Here is a 19,290-nt window from a genome sequence, read left to right on the forward strand (position 1 = left end):
CTCTGACGGGGCGGTGGGCGGCACGTTGCACTCCTTAAAAGGGGCTGAACGAGGTGCCGATCACCATGCGCCGCGTGGGGCGGGGGCGCCCATGGACAAAGGAGGGACAGGTGTTGGACTAACGGGCGTCCGGCGCGGTCCCGGCCCGTACGGAGTGGGGGCGGGCGGCCTTACGCTGGGAGCGCCGGGTCCGGGGGCGGGCCCCGGGACACACGGCCCGGCGGCCCTGGGGGTGCGCGGTGAACGGCGGTCCTGTGGTGCACGGCTATCCGCATCTGGAAACCGTGCGGGCGGCGGTCACCGCGCTGTACAAACGGCTCTCGTACGACACCGTGTGCACGTTCGCGCCGAGTGTCGCCCCGGCGGACGTGGCCTTCGGCGACGAGGACGATCTGCATCTGGGGGCGCAGCGGGTGGCGCGCGAGCTGGTGCGCCACTACCACCTGCCGGACGCCCGCATGATCGTCGGGTTCCGGGAGATGGAGCACGCGGCGAGCGTCGAACTGGCGGCGGGCCCCGAGTACTTCATCGAGCTGAACGACCGGTTCCGTACGCACCGCAGGGACATCGGGGCGGCCCTCGCGCACGAGATCATGCATGTGTATCTGCACCGTCTGGGCCTGTCGTTCCCGGGGACGCGGGACAACGAGATCCTCACCGATACCGCCGCCACCTATCTGGGCGCGGGCTGGCTGCTCCTGGACGCCTACCGGGAGGACGGGGCGTCGTCGCAGAAGCTGGGTTATCTGACGCCGGAGGAGTTCGGGTACGTCCTGGCGAAGCGGTCGCTGGCGTTCGGGGAGGCGCCGGAGACGTGGTTCACCAGCGCGCAGGCGTACACGGCGTACACGAAGGGGCTCGCGCAGGCGCGCCGCGACGAGCAGCAGCCCCCGCTCACGGCGGCGGGCTGGGCGGGCCGCCGCCGCTATGCGAAGGACCGCCGGTACGCGCAGGACCACGGCGCGCGGGGTCCGGCCCCGGCGGGCCCGTACGCCTTCTCGGCGGACGGCCCGCAAGGCCGCGCGGGACTACGGGTGTCGTTCCCCTGTCCTACGTGCCACCAACGGATCCGGGTTCCGGTGCGGGGACGGGTGCGGGCGCGGTGCGGGCTGTGCCGGACGGTCCTCGAATGCGACACATGAAACCCGGCCAGGGCTCCTACGAGGTTCCATAGACGGCTCCCGGTGGCTCCGCCCGCACCAGCAGTTCCCGTACCGCCGCGCCCGCGCCCGCCGGGGTCCACCGTTCCGCCTTGTCGGCCGTCGGGCCGGGGCGCCAGCCCTCCATGACGGTGATGCGGCCGCCCTCGACCTCGAAGACGCGGCCGGTGACGTCGTCGCCGGTGGCGGCGGAGCCGAGCCAGACCACCAGCGGGGAGACGTTCTCCGGCGCCATCGCGTCGAAGGCGCCGCCGCCCGGGGCGGCCATCGTCCCGGCGAACACCGCCTCGGTCATACGGGTGCGCGCGGCGGGCGCGATGGCGTTGACCTGGACGCCGTACCGGCCGAGTTCGGCGGCGGCGACGAGGGTGAGGGCCAGGATCCCGGCTTTCGCGGCGCTGTAGTTCCCCTGCCCGACGGAGCCCAGCAGCCCGGCGCCGGACGACGTGTTGACGACCCGGGCCGTCACCGGCCGCCCCGCCTTGGCCTGCCCGCGCCAGTGCGCCGCCGCGTGCTTCAGGGGCAGGAAGTGGCCTTTGAGGTGGACGCGGAGCACGGCGTCCCAGTCGTCCTCGTCCAGGTTGACGAGCATCCGGTCGCGCAGGAACCCGGCGTTGTTGACCAGGGTGTCGAGGCGGCCGAAGGTGTCGAGGGCGGTGGCGACGAGCGACGCGGCGCCCTCCGGGGTGGCGATGTCCCCGCCGTGGGCGACCGCGTCACCGCCCGATCCCCGTATCTCGCGCACCACTTGTTCGGCCGGGCTCCGGGCGCCCGGTGTGCCGTCGAGGCGCACCCCGAGGTCGTTGACGACGACGTGCGCGCCCTCGGCCGCGTACGCGAGGGCGTGCGCCCGGCCGAGGCCCCTGCCCGCGCCCGTGATCGCGACGACGCGCCCCGCGCACAGCCCGCTGCCGCCACCCGCCGCGTCCGCCATGTCACGCCCCTTGTCGACTGTTGTTGACCGTCGCCGCGTCCAGGAAGGCGGGGCGTTCGCCGCCGCCGTGCACGAGCAGGCTCGCTCCGGTGATGTACGAGGCCGCGTCCGAGGCCAGGAAGACCGCCGCGGCGCCGATCTCGCGCGGCTCGGCGAGCCGGCCGAGGGGGACGGTGGCGCCGACCGCCGCGATGCCGGTCTCGTCCCCGTAGTGCTGGGCGGAGCGTTCGGTGCGCACCATGCCGAGCACGAGGGTGTTGACGCGGATGGCGGGGGCCCACTCCACGGCCATGGACCGCGCCAGGCTTTCGAGCCCCGCTTTCGCCGCCCCGTACGCGGCCGAGCCGGGCGAGGGGCGGGCCCCGCTGACACTGCCGATCATGATGATCGAGCCGTGGACGGCGGCGAGGCGGGGGCGGGCGGCGAGGGAGACGGTCAGGGGCGCGGTCAGGTTCAGCTCGACCACGCGCGCGTGGCCCTCCGCGTCGGCGTCGTCGAGCAGCCGGTACGGGGTGCCGCCCGCGTTGTTGACCAGGACGTCGACGCGGTCGAGTCCGGTGAAGAGGTCCTGGACGGCGGTCGCGTCCCGTACGTCGACGGGGACGAACTCGCGTCCTGGCAGTGGGTGTGGTGGGGGGTGGCGGGCGCAGACGACGGTCCGGGCGCCCGCGCGTACGAAGGCGTCGGCGATCCCCGCGCCCACTCCCCTGGTGCCGCCGGTGACGACGGCGGTGCGTCCACTGAGGTCTGCGCCGGCCGCCATCATGCAGCCTCCCTCCCACCTAACAAACGTTAGGTGGGAGGGAGGGGGTGCGTCCAGGCCGCGGCCTCACGGTGTCGTCAGGCGGCTGCCTTGCGGGGGCCGCGCGGGCCCTGACCGCGCCGGCCGGCACCTGACGCCGTACCGTTCGCCGCGCCGGAGCCGGCCCCGGATCCCGAGCGGCGACGGCCGCCGGACGCGCCCTGGCCGGAGCGCTGGCCGCCCTGGCCGGACCGCTGGCCGCCCTGCGCCGAGCGCTGCCCCTCACCGCGACCGGCTCCCGAGGAGCCTCCGCGCGAGCGGCGCGGGCGGCGGGGCTTGCCCGCCGACTCCGCCGTCGGCTGCTCGGGCACCGCGATGGTCACGGCCACGCCGGAGGGCTCACGGGCGCCGGTGATCGTCACCAGCTCCTCGTCGGTGGAGCGGACCTGGGTCGTGCGGGGCTGCACCTTGGCGTCCCGCATGAGCCGCTGCACGTCCCGCTTCTGCTCGGGCAGGACGAGCGTGACGACGCTGCCGGACTCGCCCGCGCGGGCGGTGCGGCCGCCCCGGTGCAGGTAGTCCTTGTGCTCGGTGGGCGGGTCGACGTTGACGACGAGGTCGAGGTCGTCGACGTGGATGCCGCGCGCGGCGACGTTCGTGGCGACCAGGGCGGTGACCCGGCCGTCCTTGAACTGCTCCAGGGTGCGGTTGCGCTGCGGCTGGCTGCGGCCGCCGTGCAGGGGCGCGGCGAGCACGCCGCTGGCCAGGAGCCGCTTGGCGAGCCGGTCGGCGGAGCGCTTGGTGTCGACGAAGAGGATGACGCGGCCTTCGCGGGCGGCGATGCGCGCGGTGACGGCCTTCTTGTCGGTCTCGTCGAGGACGTGCAGGACGTGGTGTTCCATCGTGGTGACGGCGCCCGCGGACGGGTCGACGGAGTGCACGACGGGGTCGGTGAGGAACTGCCGCACGAGCCGGTCCACGTTCCGGTCGAGGGTCGCCGAGAACAGCATGGTCTGGCCGCCGGGCGCGACCTGCTTGAGCAGGGCGGTGACCTGCGGCATGAAGCCCATGTCGGCCATCTGGTCGGCCTCGTCCAGGACGGTGATCCGGACCTGGTCGAGGGCGCAGTCGCCGCGCTCGGTGAGGTCCTTGAGGCGGCCCGGGGTGGCGACGACGACTTCGGCGCCGCGGCGCAGCTGTCCGGCCTGGCGGCCGATGGACATGCCGCCGACGACGGTGGCCAGGCGCAGGTGGAGCGCGGTGGCGTACGGGGTGAGGGCGTCGGTGACCTGCTGGGCGAGTTCACGCGTGGGGACGAGCACGAGCGCCAGCGGCGTCCTCGGCTCGGCCTTGGCCCCGGCGGTACGGGCCAGGAGCGGGAGGCCGAAGGCGAGGGTCTTGCCGGAGCCGGTGCGGCCGCGGCCGAGCAGATCGCGTCCGGCGAGGGAGTTGGGCAGCGTCGCGGCCTGGATCGGGAAGGGCGCGGTGACGCCCTGGGCGGCGAGGGTCTTCAGGAGCGCGGCGGGCATGTCGAGGTCGGCGAAGGACTCGACCGGGGGCAGCGCGGGGCTGGTGTTCTCCGGCATGGTGAACTCGCGGGGCGGCGTCGGCTGCTGCCTGCGCTGCTGCTCGGGGGCGCGCCGCCTGCCGGCTGATGCGGGGCGGGGACTGCGACGGCTGGACGGGCGGGCTGAGCTGGCCATGCGGCATGCCTTCCGGGGGAAGCTCCGGGGGTCCGGGGGGTGGGGACAGCATGAGCCGGGGCCCGCACCGTGACGGTGCGGACCCCGGCCCGGTGGTGCTGGGTCAGGCGGGGAGGATGTTCTCCGCCTGGGGGCCCTTCTGGCCCTGCGTGACGTCGAAGGTCACCTTCTGGCCTTCCTGGAGCTCGCGGAAGCCCGAGGTGGCGATGTTCGAGTAGTGGGCGAAGACGTCAGCGCCGCCGCCGTCCTGCTCGATGAAGCCGAAGCCCTTTTCCGAGTTGAACCACTTGACGGTACCGGTGGCCATGAAATTCTCCTTGAAACAGGTAGCAGCCCCCCACTTCCGAGAATTTCCCGGTAAAACAATAATGCGCCTGAGGAACATTCCCGTCAGGCGCACATAAAGTCTATGGGTACCAAAACTGCAACACGCTTACCGTAGCACGGATCTTCCGTCGGCCGCGAGTCCGTCCAGGACCATGGTCAGGTACTGGCGTGCGATCTCGTCCGGACTGTGGTGTCCGCCGGGCCGGTACCAGGAGGCGGCGACCCAGACGGTGTCGCGGACGAAGCGGTAGGCGAGGCGGAGATCGAGGTCGGCGCGGAAGGCCCCGTCCGTGACGCCGCGCTCCAGCGTCGTCAGCCAGGTCTCCTCGAAGCGGCGCTGGGACTCGGCGAGGAACGCGAACCGCTCCTGCCCGGCGAGCTGCCTGGCCTCGCGCTGATAGATGGCGACGGCGGAGCGGTGCCGGTCGATCTCCCGGAACGACTCGGTGACGAGCGCCTCCAGGGTCTCCCGGGGGCCGAGTCCGGCGTCGAGCACGCTGTCGTAGCCGGACCACAGCTCGTCGAGGAAGGTCCGCAGGATCTCCTCCAGCATCGATTCCTTGGAGTCGAAGTGGTAGTAGAGGCTGCCGGCGAGCAGGCCCGCCTCGTCGGCGATCCGGCGGACGGTGGTGGCGTCGTAGCCCTGGGCGGCGAAGACCCCGGCGGCGGTCTCCAGGAGCTCCCGCCGCCGCACGTCGGGACCGGCCTGTGGCTTCTTCTTCGTAGGCACGCCCCTATTGTGGTCCGCCGGGGCACCCGGACCGGACCGGTGGGCGGGGTTGGTTATGTTGGTCGCGCCTACGTTGATGACCTCAGGAGCCGGCCGTGGAGCCCACCCCTCAGTCCGCCGCGACGCCGACGTGCTACCGCCACGACGACGTTGTGACGCACATCACCTGCACGCGCTGCGACCGGCCGATATGCCCCGACTGCATGCGCGATGCCGCGGTCGGCTTCCACTGCCCGGAGTGCGTGCGCGAGGGGTCACGGTCGGTGCGGCAGGCGCGCACGGTCGCCGGGGGCCGGATCTCGGCCGTGCCCGTGGTGACGTACGCGCTGATCGCGGTGAACGTCCTCGCGTACGTCGCCGAGATCGTCCGGCCCGGCATCGTCGAGCAGTTGCAGATGCTCGGCCGGGGCCTGGTCGGTCCCGACGGGGCGCGCTACGTCTACCAGGAGTACTACCCGGCGGGCTTCCACGTCGACGGCGTGGCCGAGGGCGAGTGGTACCGGCTGCTGACCGGCGCGTTCCTCCATCTGCCGCCCTCCGAGAACGCGTTGGGGTTCCTGCACATCCTGTTCAACATGGCGTCGCTGTGGAGCCTCGGCCGGATCGTCGAGGCCCATCTGGGCCGCGCCCGCTACCTCGCGCTCTATCTGATCTCCGCGCTCGGCGGTTCCGTCGTGGTACTGCTGCTCGCGCCCGAGACCCCGACGGTCGGCGCGTCCGGCGCGGTCTTCGGGCTCGGCGCGGCGTACTACGTGACGATGCGGCGGCTCGGCGCGGACCGGCGCCAGCTCAACCAGTTCATGGCGTACTTCCTGCTGTGGATGCTGATCTCCGCCGGATTCACGTCCTGGCAGGGGCACTTGGGCGGGCTGCTCACGGGCGCGCTGGTGACGGTGGCGCTCGTGCACGCGCCCCAGGAGCGGCGTGGCCTGGTGCAGGGCGTGGCGTGCGGGGCGGTCGTGGCGCTGCTGGTGTTCCTGGCGGCCGGGGCGGTGGCGGCGCTCTAGATGAACCGCGCGGGCCGCCTCCTCCTCTCCCTCCTCGCCGTGGCCTCACTGTCCGCGACGGCGGTCGCCTGCGGGGCCGCCGACAAGGCCCCCGCGCACGGGGCCGCCGCGTCCGGGCTCGCCGCGCCGGACAAGAAGGAGCTGGCGCAGCGGCTCGTGTCCAGCGCCGAGAACTCGACGCTGGACTGGCGCGGGCAGTACGGCTACATCGAGGACATCGACGACGGCCGGGGCTACACGGCGGGCATCGTCGGCTTCTGCACCGGCACCCACGATCTGCTCGCCCTGGTCGAGCGGTACACGAGGGCGCGTCCCGGCAACGGCCTGGCCCGCTATCTGCCCGCCCTGCGCGCGGTGGACGGCACGGACTCCCACGAGGGGCTCGGCCACGGGTTCCGGGCGGCGTGGCGGGCGGAGGCGAAGGTGGCCGCGTTCCGAAAGGCGCAGGACGCGGAGCGCGACCGCGTCTACTTCGATCCGGCGGTGCGTCTCGCGAAGGGCGACGGCCTGGGCGCGCTGGGCCAGTTCATCTACTACGACGCGCTGGTCATGCACGGCCGCTCCGGCCTCCGTGACCTGCGCGAGCGCGCGATGCGGGAGGCGGACACCCCGGCCGAGGGCGGCTCCGAGAAGGAGTACCTCGACATCTTCCTGGACGCCCGCGTCGCGCGGATGCGGACGGAGAGGGCCCACCAGGACACCTCCCGCGTGGAGACCGCCCAGCGCGCGTTCCTGTACGACGGCAACCTGTCCCTGCGTACGCCGTTGACGTGGCGGGTGTACGGGGACACGTACAGGGTGCCGTAGGCGGACGCGCCGCGACGCCCGTCGGGTCGTCCGGTCGGGGACAGTTGGACGGGCGTCGCGCTCAGTTCCGTACGCCGTTGTACGGGACGGTCGGGGGTGGGGCGTCAGACCGCGAGGGCGCGGTCCGTGGGGCGGATCGGGGCCGGGAGTTCGGAGGCGCCGGTCAGGTAGCGGTCGACGCCGCGGGCGGCCGAGCGGCCCTCCGCGATGGCCCAGACGATCAGGGACTGGCCGCGGCCCGCGTCACCGGCGACGAAGACGCCGGGGACGTTGGTCTGGAACTCGGCGTCGCGGGCGATGTTGCCGCGGGCGTCGAGTTCGAGGCCGAACTGCTCGACCAGGCCGTTCTCCTGGTCGGTACCGGTGAAGCCCATGGCGAGGGTGACGAGCTGCGCGGGGATCGTGCGCTCGGTGCCGGGCTTCGGGGTGAGCTTGCCGTCGATGAACTCGACCTCGGTGAGGTGCAGCGCCTGCACGTTGCCGTCCTCGTCGCCCTCGAAGTGGGTGGTGGAGACGGAGTAGATCCGCTCGCCGCCCTCCTCGTGCGCGGAGGTGACCTTGTAGAGCATGGGGAAGGTCGGCCACGGCTGGTTGGCGTTCCGCTCCTCGCCCGGACGCGGCATGATCTCCAGCTGCGTGACCGAGGCGGCGCCCTGGCGGTGGGCGGTGCCCACGCAGTCGGCGCCGGTGTCGCCGCCGCCGATGACGACGACGTGCTTGCCCGCGGCGGTGATGGGGGGCTGCACGAAGTCGCCCTCCTGCACCTTGTTGGCGAGCGGCAGGTACTCCATGGCGAAGTGCACGCCGTTCAGCTCGCGGCCCGGGACGGGCAGGTCGCGGGAGACGGTGGCACCGGCGGCGATGACCACGGCGTCGTAGCGCTTGCGGAGCTTGGCGGCGTCGATGTCGCGGCCGATCTCCACACCGGTACGGAACTTGGTGCCTTCCGCGCGCATCTGCTCGATGCGGCGGTTGATGTGCCGCTTCTCCATCTTGAACTCGGGGATGCCGTAGCGGAGCAGGCCGCCGATGCGGTCGGCGCGCTCGTAGACGGCGACCGTGTGACCGGCCCGCGTGAGCTGCTGGGCGGCGGCGAGACCGGCCGGGCCCGAGCCGATGACGGCGACGGTCTTGCCCGACAGGCGCTCGGGGATCTGCGGGGCGACGTCGCCCCGGTCCCACGCCTGGTCGATGATCGACACCTCGACGTTCTTGATGGTGACGGGCGGCTGGTTGATGCCGAGCACGCACGCCGACTCGCACGGGGCCGGGCACAGGCGGCCCGTGAACTCCGGGAAGTTGTTGGTGGCGTGCAGACGCTCCTGCGCGGCCGACCAGTCCTCGCGGTACGCGTAGTCGTTCCACTCGGGGATCAGGTTCCCGAGCGGGCAGCCGTTGTGGCAGAACGGGATGCCGCAGTCCATGCAGCGCGACGCCTGCTTGCTGATGATCGGCAGCAGGGAGCCGGGGACGTAGACCTCGTTCCAGTCCTGCACGCGCTCGCCGACGGGACGGGTCTTGGCGACCTCGCGCCCGTGGTTGAGAAAGCCCTTGGGATCAGCCATTGGTCGCCGCCTCCATCATCTTCTCGGTGATCTCGGTCTCGCTGAGACCGGCTCGCTCGGCGGCGTCCTTGGCGGCGAGCACTGCCTTGTACGTACTGGGGATGATCTTGCTGAAGCGCTCGACGGACGCGGTCCAGTCGGCGAGCAGCTTCTCGGCGACCGTCGAGCCGGTCTCCTCGGCGTGGCGGCGCACGACGTCGTGCAGCCACTGCTTGTCGGTGTCGTCCAGGGGCTCGACGGCGCCCTGGCTGGTGACGTTGACGTTGTCGAGGTCCAGGTCGATGACGTAGGCGACGCCGCCGGACATGCCGGCCGCGAAGTTGCGGCCCGTCGCGCCGAGGATCACCGCGTGGCCGCCGGTCATGTACTCGCAGCCGTGGTCGCCCACGCCCTCCGAGACGACGGTGGCCCCGGAGTTGCGGACGCAGAAGCGTTCGCCGGTACGGCCGCGCAGGAACAGCTCGCCGCCGGTCGCGCCGTACGCGATCGTGTTGCCGGCGATCGTCGAGTACTCGGCGAGGTGGTCGGCGCCGCGGTCCGGGCGGCCGATGATGCGGCCGCCGGACAGGCCCTTGCCGACGTAGTCGTTGGCGTCGCCCTCCAGGCGCAGGGTGATGCCGCGCGGCACGAACGCGCCGAACGACTGGCCCGCGGAGCCGGTGAAGGTGATGTCGATGGTGTCGTCGGGCAGGCCCGCGCCGCCGAACTTCTTCGTCACCTCGTGGCCGAGCATGGTGCCGACCGTGCGGTTGATGTTGCGGATGGCGACCTGGGCGCGGACCGGCTGGGCGTCGGTCTGGTCGCTCGCGGCGAGGGCGTCGGCGGCGAGCTTGATCAGCTCGTTGTCGAGCGCCTTCTCCAGGCCGTGGTCCTGCGTCGTCACCTGGTGGCGGACGGCGCCGTCCGGCAGCTCGGGCACGTGGAACAGCGGCTCCAGGTCGAGACCCTGCGCCTTCCAGTGGTTGACGGCCCGCTCGGTGTCGAGGAGTTCGGCGTGGCCGACGGCCTCCTCGATGGAGCGGAAGCCGAGCCCGGCGAGAAGCTCGCGGACCTCCTCGGCGATGAACTCGAAGAAGTTGACGACGAACTCGGGCTTGCCGGAGAACCGCTCGCGCAGCGTCGGGTTCTGCGTGGCGATGCCGACCGGGCAGGTGTCCAGGTGGCAGACGCGCATCATGACGCAGCCGGAGACGACGAGCGGCGCGGTCGCGAACCCGAACTCCTCGGCGCCGAGCAGCGCGGCGATGAGCACGTCACGGCCGGTCTTGAGCTGGCCGTCGGTCTGCACGACGATGCGGTCGCGCAGGCCGTTGAGGAGCAGCGTCTGCTGGGTCTCGGCGAGACCCAGCTCCCAGGGACCGCCCGCGTGCTTGAGCGAGGTGAGCGGCGAGGCGCCCGTACCACCGTCGTGACCGGAGATGAGGACGACGTCCGCGTGCGCCTTGGAGACACCGGCGGCGACGGTACCGACACCGACCTCCGAGACCAGCTTCACGTGGATCCGCGCCTGCGGATTCGCGTTCTTCAGGTCGTGGATCAGCTGGGCCAGGTCCTCGATGGAGTAGATGTCGTGGTGCGGCGGCGGCGAGATGAGGCCGACGCCGGGCGTCGAGTGCCGCGTCTTGGCGACCCACGGGTACACCTTGTGGCCGGGGAGCTGACCGCCCTCGCCGGGCTTGGCGCCCTGCGCCATCTTGATCTGGATGTCGTCGGCGTTGACCAGGTACTCACTCGTCACGCCGAAGCGACCGGAGGCGACCTGCTTGATGCTGGACCGGCGCGCCGGGTCGTACAGGCGCTCCGGGTCCTCGCCGCCCTCACCGGTGTTCGACTTGCCGCCGAGCTGGTTCATGGCGATGGCGAGGGTCTCGTGGGCCTCGCGCGAGATGGAGCCGTAGGACATGGCGCCGGTGGAGAACCGCTTGACGATCTCGGAGACGGGCTCGACCTCGTCGATCGGGATCGGCTGGCGGTCGCCCGCCTTGAACCCGAACAGGCCGCGCAGCGTCATGAGCCGCTCGGACTGCTCGTTCACGCGGTCCGTGTACTTCTTGAAGATGTCGTAGCGGCGCGAGCGCGTGGCGTGCTGGAGGCGGAAGACCGTCTCCGGGTCGAACAGGTGCGGCTCGCCCTCGCGGCGCCACTGGTACTCGCCGCCGATCTCCAGGGCACGGTGCGCGGGCGCGATGCCGGAGGCCGGGTACGCCTTGGCGTGACGGGCGGCGACCTCTTCGGCGATGACGTCGAGACCGGCGCCGCCGATCTTGGTGGCGGTGCCGTTGAAGTACTTCTCGACGAAGCCCTCGTCCAGGCCGACGGCCTCGAAGACCTGGGCGCCGCGGTAGGAGGCGACGGTCGAGATGCCCATCTTGGACATGACCTTCAGGACGCCCTTGCCGAGCGCGTAGATGAGGTTGCGGATGGCCTGCTCGGCCCCGCCGTCCTCGTCACCGGTCAGGAAGGTGCCCGCGCGGACCAGGTCCTCGACGGACTCCATCGCCAGGTACGGGTTGACGGCGGCGGCGCCGTAGCCGATCAGCAGGGCGACGTGGTGGACCTCGCGGACGTCACCGGCCTCGACAAGCAGACCCACCTGGGTGCGCTGCTTGGTGCGGATGAGGTGGTGGTGGACGGCCGCGGTGAGCAGCAGCGACGGGATCGGCGCGTGCTCGGCGTCGGAGTGCCGGTCGGAGAGCACGATCAGACGGGCGCCCGCCTCGATGGCGGCGTCGGCCTCGGCGCAGATCTCGTCCAGGCGGGCCGCGAGGGCCTCGCCGCCGCCGGAGACGCGGTACAGGCCGGAGAGGGTCGCGGCCTTCATGCCGGGCATGTCGCCGTCGGCGTTGATGTGGATGAGCTTGGCCAGCTCGTCGTTGTCGATGACCGGGAACGGCAGGGTCACGGACCGGCAGGAGGCGGCTGTCGGCTCCAGCAGGTTGCTGCCGGGTCCCAGCGACGAACGCAGCGAGGTGACGAGCTCTTCGCGGATGGCGTCCAGCGGCGGGTTCGTGACCTGCGCGAACAGCTGGGTGAAGTAGTCGAAGAGGAGGCGCGGGCGCGCGGACAGCGCGGCGATGGGCGTGTCCGTGCCCATGGAGCCGATCGGCTCGGCGGCCGTCTTCGCCATCGGCGCGATGAGGATGCGCAGCTCTTCCTCGGTGTAGCCGAAGGTCTGCTGGCGGCGCGTGACGGAGGCGTGCGTGTGCACGATGTGCTCGCGCTCGGGCAGGTCGGACAGTTCGATCTCGCCGGCCTGGAGCCATTCCGCGTACGGGTTCTCGGCGGCGAGACCGGCCTTGATCTCGTCGTCCTCGATGATGCGGTGCTCGGCGGTGTCGACGAGGAACATGCGGCCGGGCTGGAGGCGGCCCTTGGTGACGACCTTCGCGGGGTCGATGTCGAGGACGCCGACCTCGGAGCCGAGGACGACGAGGCCGTCGTCGGTGACCCAGTAGCGGCCCGGACGCAGACCGTTGCGGTCGAGAACGGCGCCGACCTGGGTGCCGTCGGTGAAGGTGACACAGGCCGGGCCGTCCCAGGGCTCCATCATCGTGGAGTGGTACTGGTAGAAGGCGCGCCGGTCGGGGTCCATGGAGGCGTGGTTCTCCCAGGCCTCCGGGATCATCATCAGGACGCTGTGCGGCAGCGAACGCCCACCGAGGTGGAGCAGTTCGAGGACCTCGTCGAAGGACGCGGAGTCGGAGGCGTCCGGCGTACAGATCGGGAAGATCCGCTCCAGCTTGTCGCTGCCGAACAGGTCGGAGGCGAGCTGCGACTCACGGGCGCGCATCCAGTTGCGGTTGCCCTTGACGGTGTTGATCTCACCGTTGTGCGCGACGAAGCGGTACGGGTGCGCGAGCGGCCACGACGGGAACGTGTTCGTGGAGAAGCGCGAGTGGACGAGCGCGATGGCCGAGGCGAAGCGGCGGTCGGACAGGTCCGGGAAGAACGGCTCGAGCTGGCCGGTGGTGAGCATGCCCTTGTATACGAGGGTGCGGGCGGAGAGCGACGGGAAGTACACGTCGGCCTCACGCTCGGCACGCTTGCGCAGCACGAACGCCTTGCGGTCGAGATCGATACCGGTGCTGACGCCGTCGGTGACGAACAACTGCCGGAAGACGGGCATCGTCGCGCGAGCGGTGGCACCGAGGAGCTGCGGCGCGACGGGAACCTCGCGCCACCCGAGAACGGTCAGCCCCTCCTCACCGGCGATCGTCTCGATCTGCGAGACGAAGGAGGAGGTGTCCTCCTCGGGCAGGAAGGCGATACCGACGGCGTACGCACCGGCGTCAGGCAGATCGAAATCGACCACCTCGCGCAGGAAGGCGTCCGGAACCTGGGACAGGATGCCCGCGCCGTCACCCGAGTCGGGCTCGGAGCCGGTGGCACCGCGGTGCTCCAGGTTGCGCAGGACCGTGAGCGCCTGTTCGACCAGCGTGTGGCTCGCCTCGCCGGTGAGGGTGGCCACGAAGCCGACGCCGCAGGCGTCGTGTTCGTTGCGCGGGTCGTACATGCCCTGGGCGGCAGGGCGAGCATCCATGTGCGACCACTTCTGGCCGTTGGGGTGCTGGGACGGCTGGCGCGGCGTACGCATCGGCTCTCCCGTCGTCGTCGTGGCATTTGGCGTGCCGAGGGACGACGTTGGCCCTCTGCGAAAGTTCATGCTGCTGCAAAATTTCGTGCAGGTTACATGATGGAACGAATCTCGGGAACCGGATACTTCGGTCCAACATGCGGACACCGCGGTGGCGGTGGAGGGAGACCCTGGCGGGTGAGCGGGTGACCCGGGGGCCGGTACGTCGTAGGGCGACGTGGGCCTCATTGCCCACAGCGCTTACGGCTCATGCCCCGCGGTCAAACAGTCGAAACCGTCCAGTAACGACTAGTTATGCAAGCCCCTGTATAGCCATCTTCCGGCCGTGACCGGCGAGCCGTCAACCTACCGCCGTCCCGAAAAGGCTGCCCAGGAGATACGTCACACCCGCCGCGGCACCGCCCAGGGCCAGCTGCCGCAGGCCGCTGAACCACCACGACCGGGCCGTCACCTTCGCCACGACGGCACCGCAGGCGAACAGCCCGAGCAACGCGAGCACCACGGCCGGCCACAGGTCGCTCGCCCCCAGGAGATAAGGGAGTACGGGCAGCAGGGCGCCCAGCGCGAACGAGCCGAACGAGGAGACGGCGGCGACCATCGGCGAGGGCAGCTCGCCCGGGTCGATCCCCAGCTCCTCGCGCGCGTGGATCTCCAGCGCCTGCTCGGGGTCCTTGGACAACTGCTTGGCGACCTCGGCGGCCAGCTTCGGCTCGACACCGCGCGAGACGTACAGCTCGGCCAGCTCCCGCTCCTCGTCGACCGGGTGCTTGCGCAGCTCGCGCCGCTCCACGTCCAGCTCGGCCTCGACCAGCTCGCGCTGCGAGGCGACGGAGGTGTACTCACCGGCGGCCATGGAGAAGGCCCCGGCGGCGAGCCCCGACAGACCGGTGATGATCACGGTGTGCTGCGAGACGTCCCCACCGGCGACACCGGCCATCAGGGCGAAGTTCGAGACGAGCCCGTCCATCGCACCGAAGACCGCCGGACGCAGCCAGCCGCCGTTGACGTCGCGGTGGGTGTGATTGTCCCGGTGCGCATCGTGCAGCGCCGCCTCGGTCTCGATGATGGACATGCTCGTGAACTCCACTCCCCTAGGCCGTCTACACCGTCGAAAGTACGCGCGAAAAGGGACCGCCGCTAGCAAGGAAGGCCGTACTTACCTGCGGCTTTGCGCGGTACGCAACGCGCGGCGCCCCCAATGAGATGGCCCGGCAATTCGAACGGGGAGTCCCTTCTCGAATTCCCATGCCTGACCTGGCCGGTAAATCGATGAACGCGAACAAAAAATTGGTCAAACAGTGGGACGACACCCACGCCGAAGTGAAAATCAAAAGCGTACAAGGCAGCCGGGACACCGACGACGACCAGCCCCTCACCTCCCCGAAGACGATGAGGCACCGCTGAAGAAGGCCGCAGTACGCGCCCCCACGGCCGAGCGCGCGTGGCCGAGCCGGAATGCGATCGACCAACACTGCCGGCGCCCTTTCATCACTCGGCCGCACTGCGCACGACCCCACGAAAAGAGCACGAACACCATGAGCGTCAGCGTCGACCCGGAGCACCCCGAGGACGACCGTGTGGCCCCCAGGCTGACCACGGTCCCCCCGCCGCCACCGCCCGGCGTGATCTCACCCCGCGACCGGGCCAGGGGCGCGCTCCTCGGCCTCGCCGTCGGCGACGCGCTCGGCGCACCCGCCGAGAACATGAAACCGTCCCAGATCCGCGAACGCTGGGGCCGCATCGAAGGCTTCGTCGCCGACAACCCGGCGGGAACGGATGACACCGAGTACGCGATCTTCTCCGGCCTGCTCCTCGCCGAACACGGCTCCGCGCTGACCCTCGCGGACGTCGAGGCTGCGTGGCACACGTGGATCGCGGACCGGGACGAGGGGCCGTTCAAGGGGGCCGGATTCAGCGAACGCGGCACCCTGGAGAACCTGCGCCGCGGACTGGCGGCCCCCATCTCGGCACAGCACCGGCACGCCTGGAGCGACGGACTCGCCATGCGGGCGGCGCCCTTCGGGGTCCACGCGGCCGGCCGCCCCGCCGAAGCGGCCCGCCTCGTCGCCATCGACGGCACGGTGTCCCACGACGGCGAAGGCATCCACGGTGGCCGGGCCGTCGCCGCGGGCGTGGCCGCCGCGATGGTCAGCCACAACCCCGACGCGGTCGTCCAAGCGGCGCTGTCCGTGGTCCCCGACGACTCCTGGACGGCACGCTCCCTGCACCGGGCCGTGCAAGCGGCGCGGCGGGCCCGGCGGGACCCGGACGGTACGCAGCTCTCCATGGAACGGGCCGTACGCAAAGCCGTCGTCATCGGCGGCTACCCCTGGACGGACCTGGCGCCCGAGGCGGTGGGGCTCGCGTTCGGGGCGTTCGCGGTGGCCCGGGGCGACTTCCGGGAATCGGTCCTCACGGCCGTCAACATGGGCCGGGACGCGGACACGACCGCGGCGGTCGCCGGCGCGCTGGCCGGGGCCCTGCGCGGAGAAACCTCCATCCCGGCGCCCTGGGCGACGGCGATCGGCCCCGTCCGAGGAAGCTGCCTCCCCTCCATGGCGGGCCGCCACGTCCTGGACGTCGCGGACGCGTTGGCTTCGCCGCGGCGGGGGGCGGTGGCATGACGGTCCCTCCGGGGGTGCGCGGGATCGTCGACCTGGCCCGCTCGTGGGGTTCTACGGGGCCGGGGGAGGCCAGTTGCCGGAGGCGGGCGGGGCGGTCGCTGGGCGGGGCGGGGTACTCGCGGAAGCCTGCTCGCACGGTCAGCCGGCGCTGGGGGTGCCGCCTTGCCCACCCTGCCGCCCCAGGCGGCAGATTGCCCAAGGCGGGGCGGGGGTGGTGGACGGCAGGGTGCCCAAGGCGGGGCGGGGGTGGTGGACGGCAGGGTGCCCAAGGCGGGGCGGGGGTGGTGGACGGCAGGGTGCCCAAGGCCGGCGGAGGCGCTCGGGGCGGGGAACGGCACATTGCCCCCGGCGGGGGCGCCCGGGGCGGGGGCGGCCGGTTGTCCTCTGCGGCGGCACTGGGCGTACCCGGCCGTGTTTTGGCCACCGTACGGGCCACCGGGGTGCAGTCGCCTCGCTGCGGGAGGGGACGTGTCGGGGTGCCCCCGCAGGACACCGCCGGAACCCCGCGCCGGATACGCGACCTCTGGGCGGACAGCAGGCGACCAGACCTATCCGGCCGAGGAGGTACGCCGGCGCGGCCCCGACCCACCATCCGACCGACCGCGCCCTACAGCGCCCCGCATGTACCCCTCACAGCACCCTCCGTTCCCACCGAGAGGACCCATGAGCCGCACCGTTGGAACCAGAGCCGGTGTCGATGTCGCCGCCCGTGTCGAGGGGCTGCTTCTCGGGATCGCCGCGGGGGACGCCGCCGGGTGGCCGTCGGGACGACATCGCGCGGCGCGGCTCCCCGACTGGACCCGCCGCCTCACCCGCGAACTCGACACGTTCGCCGAGCAGAACGCCACGACGACCCTCCCCGTCCCGATCGCCCTGAACCAGCCCCCCGAACCCCTCCGCCTGGGCCCGTCGGACGACGCGGAATGGGCCGCGTTCACCGCGACGGCCGTCCTCGACGCCCACGCGGACGGCCTCGGCGACCTCCCCCGCGACCACCGCGTCCGCTCCGCACTGGCCCTCGCCTGGAACACCCTGGCCGACGAGATCGCCGCGGCAGCGGCCCGCGCCGACGAGATCGAGTCGGCCGAGATCCCGCTCCGCGCCCGCATCTCCGTACGCGCGGGCCTCGGCAACCTGGCCGCGGGCCTGCGCCCACCCGCGACGGGCCACGACAACCCGCACTACTTCGACGACGCGGCCTGCGTGCGCGCCGCGGTCCTGGCGACGGTCCACCCGGCGGACCCGCCCCGCGCGGCGGACCTCGCGGAGTTCGACGCCCGCTACACCCAGGACGGCGACGGCGTGCACGGCGCGAGGGCGATGGCGGCGGCGGTCGCGGCTGCCCTCGGCGGCGCCCCGGTGGAGGCGTGCGTGGACGCGGCCCTCGCCCAGCTCCCCGAGGGCACGGAGATCCACCGCAACGCGCACCGCGCCGTCGAACTCGGAAGGGCGACGGCGGCTGCCCGCCCGGGCCTGCCGGGCAACGCGTTCGCGCTGGTCCCGGTCCTGGAGCACGAGATCGTCGACCACGTGTACAGCTACGGGATCGCGGCCGCGGAGACGGTCCCCGTGGCGCTGGCGGTGGCGACGGCGGCGGCGGGCGCGGTCACCGAGGCGGTGCCGACGACCGCGTGCCTGTCCCGCGTGGCGGACTCGGCACCGGCGCTGGCCGGCGCGCTGACGGGTGCGATCGGCGGCGCGGACGCGCTGCCGAGGAGCTGGCGGGAGGCGTGCCGCACGCTGGCGGGCTGCGCGCTGCCCCGCTTGGCGGGGACGGACCTGACGGAGCTGGCGACCCGCCTGGCGGCAACCCACACACCGACACGCGACAACCAGACACCCACGCCCACGCCCGCCCCCACCTCCACCCCCACTCCCACTCCCACACCCGCCCCCACAGCCACTCCCACTCCCATCTCGACCCCGGAGGGAAGCCCGACATGAGCACAACCCCGAACCTGGCGGACCGCACCACAGGCGCCCTGATAGGCGCGGCGGTGGGCGACGCGCTCGGCGGCCCGGTCGAGGGCTGGACCCCGGAGGCGATCGCGGAGCGGCACGGCGGCCGGGTGCGCGGCATCGTGGAGCCGTTCCACGGGGACGAGTGGCGGACGGCCCGCCCGATCGCCCCGTACCACAAGGGCGACGGCCACGTGACGGACGACACGCTCATGACGCACGCGCTGGTCCGCGTGTACGAGAAGGTCCGCGACCACTTGGACGCGTACGCGGTGGCGGACCACCTGGTCCCGGACCTGATGACGAACCCGCGCTGGATCCCGGAGCTGGAGGCGGAGGCGCTCCCCCTGCAGCGCGTCTTCCTGGCGGAGAAGTGGATCGTGGCGCGGATCCACTACGGGCACGTGGACCCGCGCGAGGCGGGCGTGGGCAACATCGTGAACTGCGGCGCGGCGATGTACATGGCCCCGGTGGGCGCGGTGAACGCGGGCAACCCGTTGAAGGCGTACGAGGAGGCGCTGGACGTGGCGGGCGCGCACCAGAGCTCGTACGGCAGGGAGGCGGCGGGCGTGTTCGCGGCGGCGGTGGCGGCGGCGTACAAGCCGGACGCGACGCCCGCCTCGGTGGTCGACGAGGCGCTCGCCCTGGCGAAGGACGGCACGCGGTCGGCGATGGAGGCGGTGTGCGAGACAGCGGCCCGCTACGACGACTTCGAGGAGGCTCTAACCCCTCTTCGCGAGGCGGTCACCCCGTTCGACACGGTCGGCCCGAACTATCGCAGGCCGTCGCTGGGCGCGCGTCGCCCGTCCCGTCTGCACGCGATCGAGGAGCTGCCGATCGCGCTGGGCATGGTGCTGGTCGGAGGGGGCGATTTCCGGCACACGGTGCTCGGCGCGGTCAACTACGGCCGGGACTGCGACTCGATCGCGACGATGAGCGGCGCGATCGTCGGCGCGCTGTACGGGGAGAGCGCGGTGCCGAAGGAGTGGAGCACGGAGGTGGCGCGGGCCAGCAGGCTGGATCTGCACGCCCCGGCGGCGGCCCTCACGGAGGTCACCCGCGAGGTGTACGCCCGGGATCTGGAGCGGCGCCGCGCGCACGAGTCGGCGTTCGCGGCGATCGACGGGCGGTGAGGCCG

15 protein-coding genes are annotated in these 19,290 nt (G+C 72.2%); 7 read left to right on the plus strand and 8 right to left on the minus strand.

Going from position 1 to position 19,290, the window contains the following annotated elements:
• The first annotated feature begins 239 nt into the window (after positions 1-239).
• Positions 240-1,142, plus strand: a complete 903-nt coding sequence (locus ABZ877_RS25180; protein ID WP_361074932.1) for a hypothetical protein — start codon at positions 240-242, stop codon at positions 1,140-1,142.
• Positions 1,143-1,158: 16 nt separating this feature from the next.
• Here ABZ877_RS25180 and ABZ877_RS25185 read toward each other — a convergent pair whose 3' ends face one another.
• The 5 genes from ABZ877_RS25185 to ABZ877_RS25205 form a co-directional block, all read right to left on the minus strand.
• Positions 1,159-2,094, minus strand: a complete 936-nt coding sequence (locus tag ABZ877_RS25185; RefSeq protein ID WP_361074934.1) for an SDR family oxidoreductase — start codon at positions 2,092-2,094, stop codon at positions 1,159-1,161.
• A gap of 1 nt (position 2,095) precedes the next feature.
• A complete protein-coding gene (locus ABZ877_RS25190) occupies positions 2,096-2,860 on the minus strand; it encodes an SDR family oxidoreductase (protein ID WP_361074936.1) in 765 nt (254 codons plus the stop codon).
• A gap of 74 nt (positions 2,861-2,934) precedes the next feature.
• Positions 2,935-4,539, minus strand: a complete 1,605-nt coding sequence (locus tag ABZ877_RS25195) for a DEAD/DEAH box helicase (RefSeq protein WP_361074938.1) — start codon at positions 4,537-4,539, stop codon at positions 2,935-2,937.
• A 103-nt stretch (positions 4,540-4,642) separates the two neighbouring features.
• Positions 4,643-4,846 carry a cold-shock protein gene (locus tag ABZ877_RS25200; RefSeq protein WP_005318814.1) on the minus strand — a complete coding sequence of 68 codons (204 nt, stop codon included), beginning with the start codon at positions 4,844-4,846 and terminating at the stop codon, positions 4,643-4,645.
• A gap of 126 nt (positions 4,847-4,972) precedes the next feature.
• On the minus strand, positions 4,973-5,596 hold the full coding sequence (locus tag ABZ877_RS25205) for a TetR/AcrR family transcriptional regulator (protein ID WP_361074941.1): 624 nt from the start codon (positions 5,594-5,596) through the stop codon (positions 4,973-4,975).
• 95 nt (positions 5,597-5,691) lie between these two features.
• On the opposite strand from ABZ877_RS25205, the gene ABZ877_RS25210 reads away from it, so the two are divergent.
• Together ABZ877_RS25210 and ABZ877_RS25215 are read left to right on the plus strand one after the other, a co-directional pair.
• Entirely contained in the window at positions 5,692-6,603 is a 912-nt protein-coding gene (locus ABZ877_RS25210; RefSeq protein WP_361074943.1) for a rhomboid family intramembrane serine protease, read from the plus strand.
• Positions 6,604-7,410: a chitosanase gene (locus ABZ877_RS25215; RefSeq protein WP_361074945.1), complete on the plus strand. Its 807-nt coding sequence runs from the start codon at positions 6,604-6,606 to the stop codon at positions 7,408-7,410.
• A 104-nt stretch (positions 7,411-7,514) separates the two neighbouring features.
• Here ABZ877_RS25215 and ABZ877_RS25220 read toward each other — a convergent pair whose 3' ends face one another.
• From ABZ877_RS25220 to ABZ877_RS25230, 3 genes are all read right to left on the minus strand, one after another.
• Complete coding sequence (locus ABZ877_RS25220; RefSeq protein WP_361074947.1) at positions 7,515-8,975, minus strand: glutamate synthase subunit beta; 1,461 nt, start codon at positions 8,973-8,975, stop codon at positions 7,515-7,517.
• Positions 8,968-13,569 (minus strand): glutamate synthase large subunit, encoded by a 4,602-nt coding sequence (gene gltB, locus ABZ877_RS25225; protein WP_361074949.1) that lies wholly within the window; start codon positions 13,567-13,569, stop codon positions 8,968-8,970. The genes ABZ877_RS25220 and gltB overlap by 8 nt, the downstream gene beginning before the upstream one ends.
• A 340-nt stretch (positions 13,570-13,909) precedes the next feature.
• Positions 13,910-14,641, minus strand: a complete 732-nt coding sequence (locus tag ABZ877_RS25230; RefSeq protein ID WP_361074951.1) for a VIT1/CCC1 transporter family protein — start codon at positions 14,639-14,641, stop codon at positions 13,910-13,912.
• Positions 14,642-14,814: 173 nt separating this feature from the next.
• Between ABZ877_RS25230 and ABZ877_RS25235 the strand changes: the two genes are divergently transcribed.
• The 4 genes from ABZ877_RS25235 (at position 14,815) to ABZ877_RS25250 (ending at position 19,285) form a co-directional block, all read left to right on the plus strand.
• The gene (locus ABZ877_RS25235; protein ID WP_361074953.1) at positions 14,815-14,973 is read left to right on the plus strand and encodes a hypothetical protein; all 159 of its coding nucleotides are present in this window, start codon (positions 14,815-14,817) and stop codon (positions 14,971-14,973) included.
• Positions 14,974-15,104: 131 nt separating this feature from the next.
• Positions 15,105-16,193: an ADP-ribosylglycohydrolase family protein gene (locus ABZ877_RS25240; protein WP_361074955.1), complete on the plus strand. Its 1,089-nt coding sequence runs from the start codon at positions 15,105-15,107 to the stop codon at positions 16,191-16,193.
• Between the two features lie 663 nt (positions 16,194-16,856).
• Complete coding sequence (locus tag ABZ877_RS25245) at positions 16,857-18,137, plus strand: ADP-ribosylglycohydrolase family protein (RefSeq protein WP_361074957.1); 1,281 nt, start codon at positions 16,857-16,859, stop codon at positions 18,135-18,137.
• A complete protein-coding gene (locus tag ABZ877_RS25250) occupies positions 18,134-19,285 on the plus strand; it encodes an ADP-ribosylglycohydrolase family protein (protein WP_361074959.1) in 1,152 nt (383 codons plus the stop codon). Before ABZ877_RS25245 ends, ABZ877_RS25250 begins: the two co-directional genes overlap by 4 nt.
• Positions 19,286-19,290: the final 5 nt, after the last annotated feature.

It is taken from the genome of Streptomyces sp. NPDC046939, assembly GCF_040644575.1.
Taxonomy (GTDB): domain Bacteria; phylum Actinomycetota; class Actinomycetes; order Streptomycetales; family Streptomycetaceae; genus Streptomyces.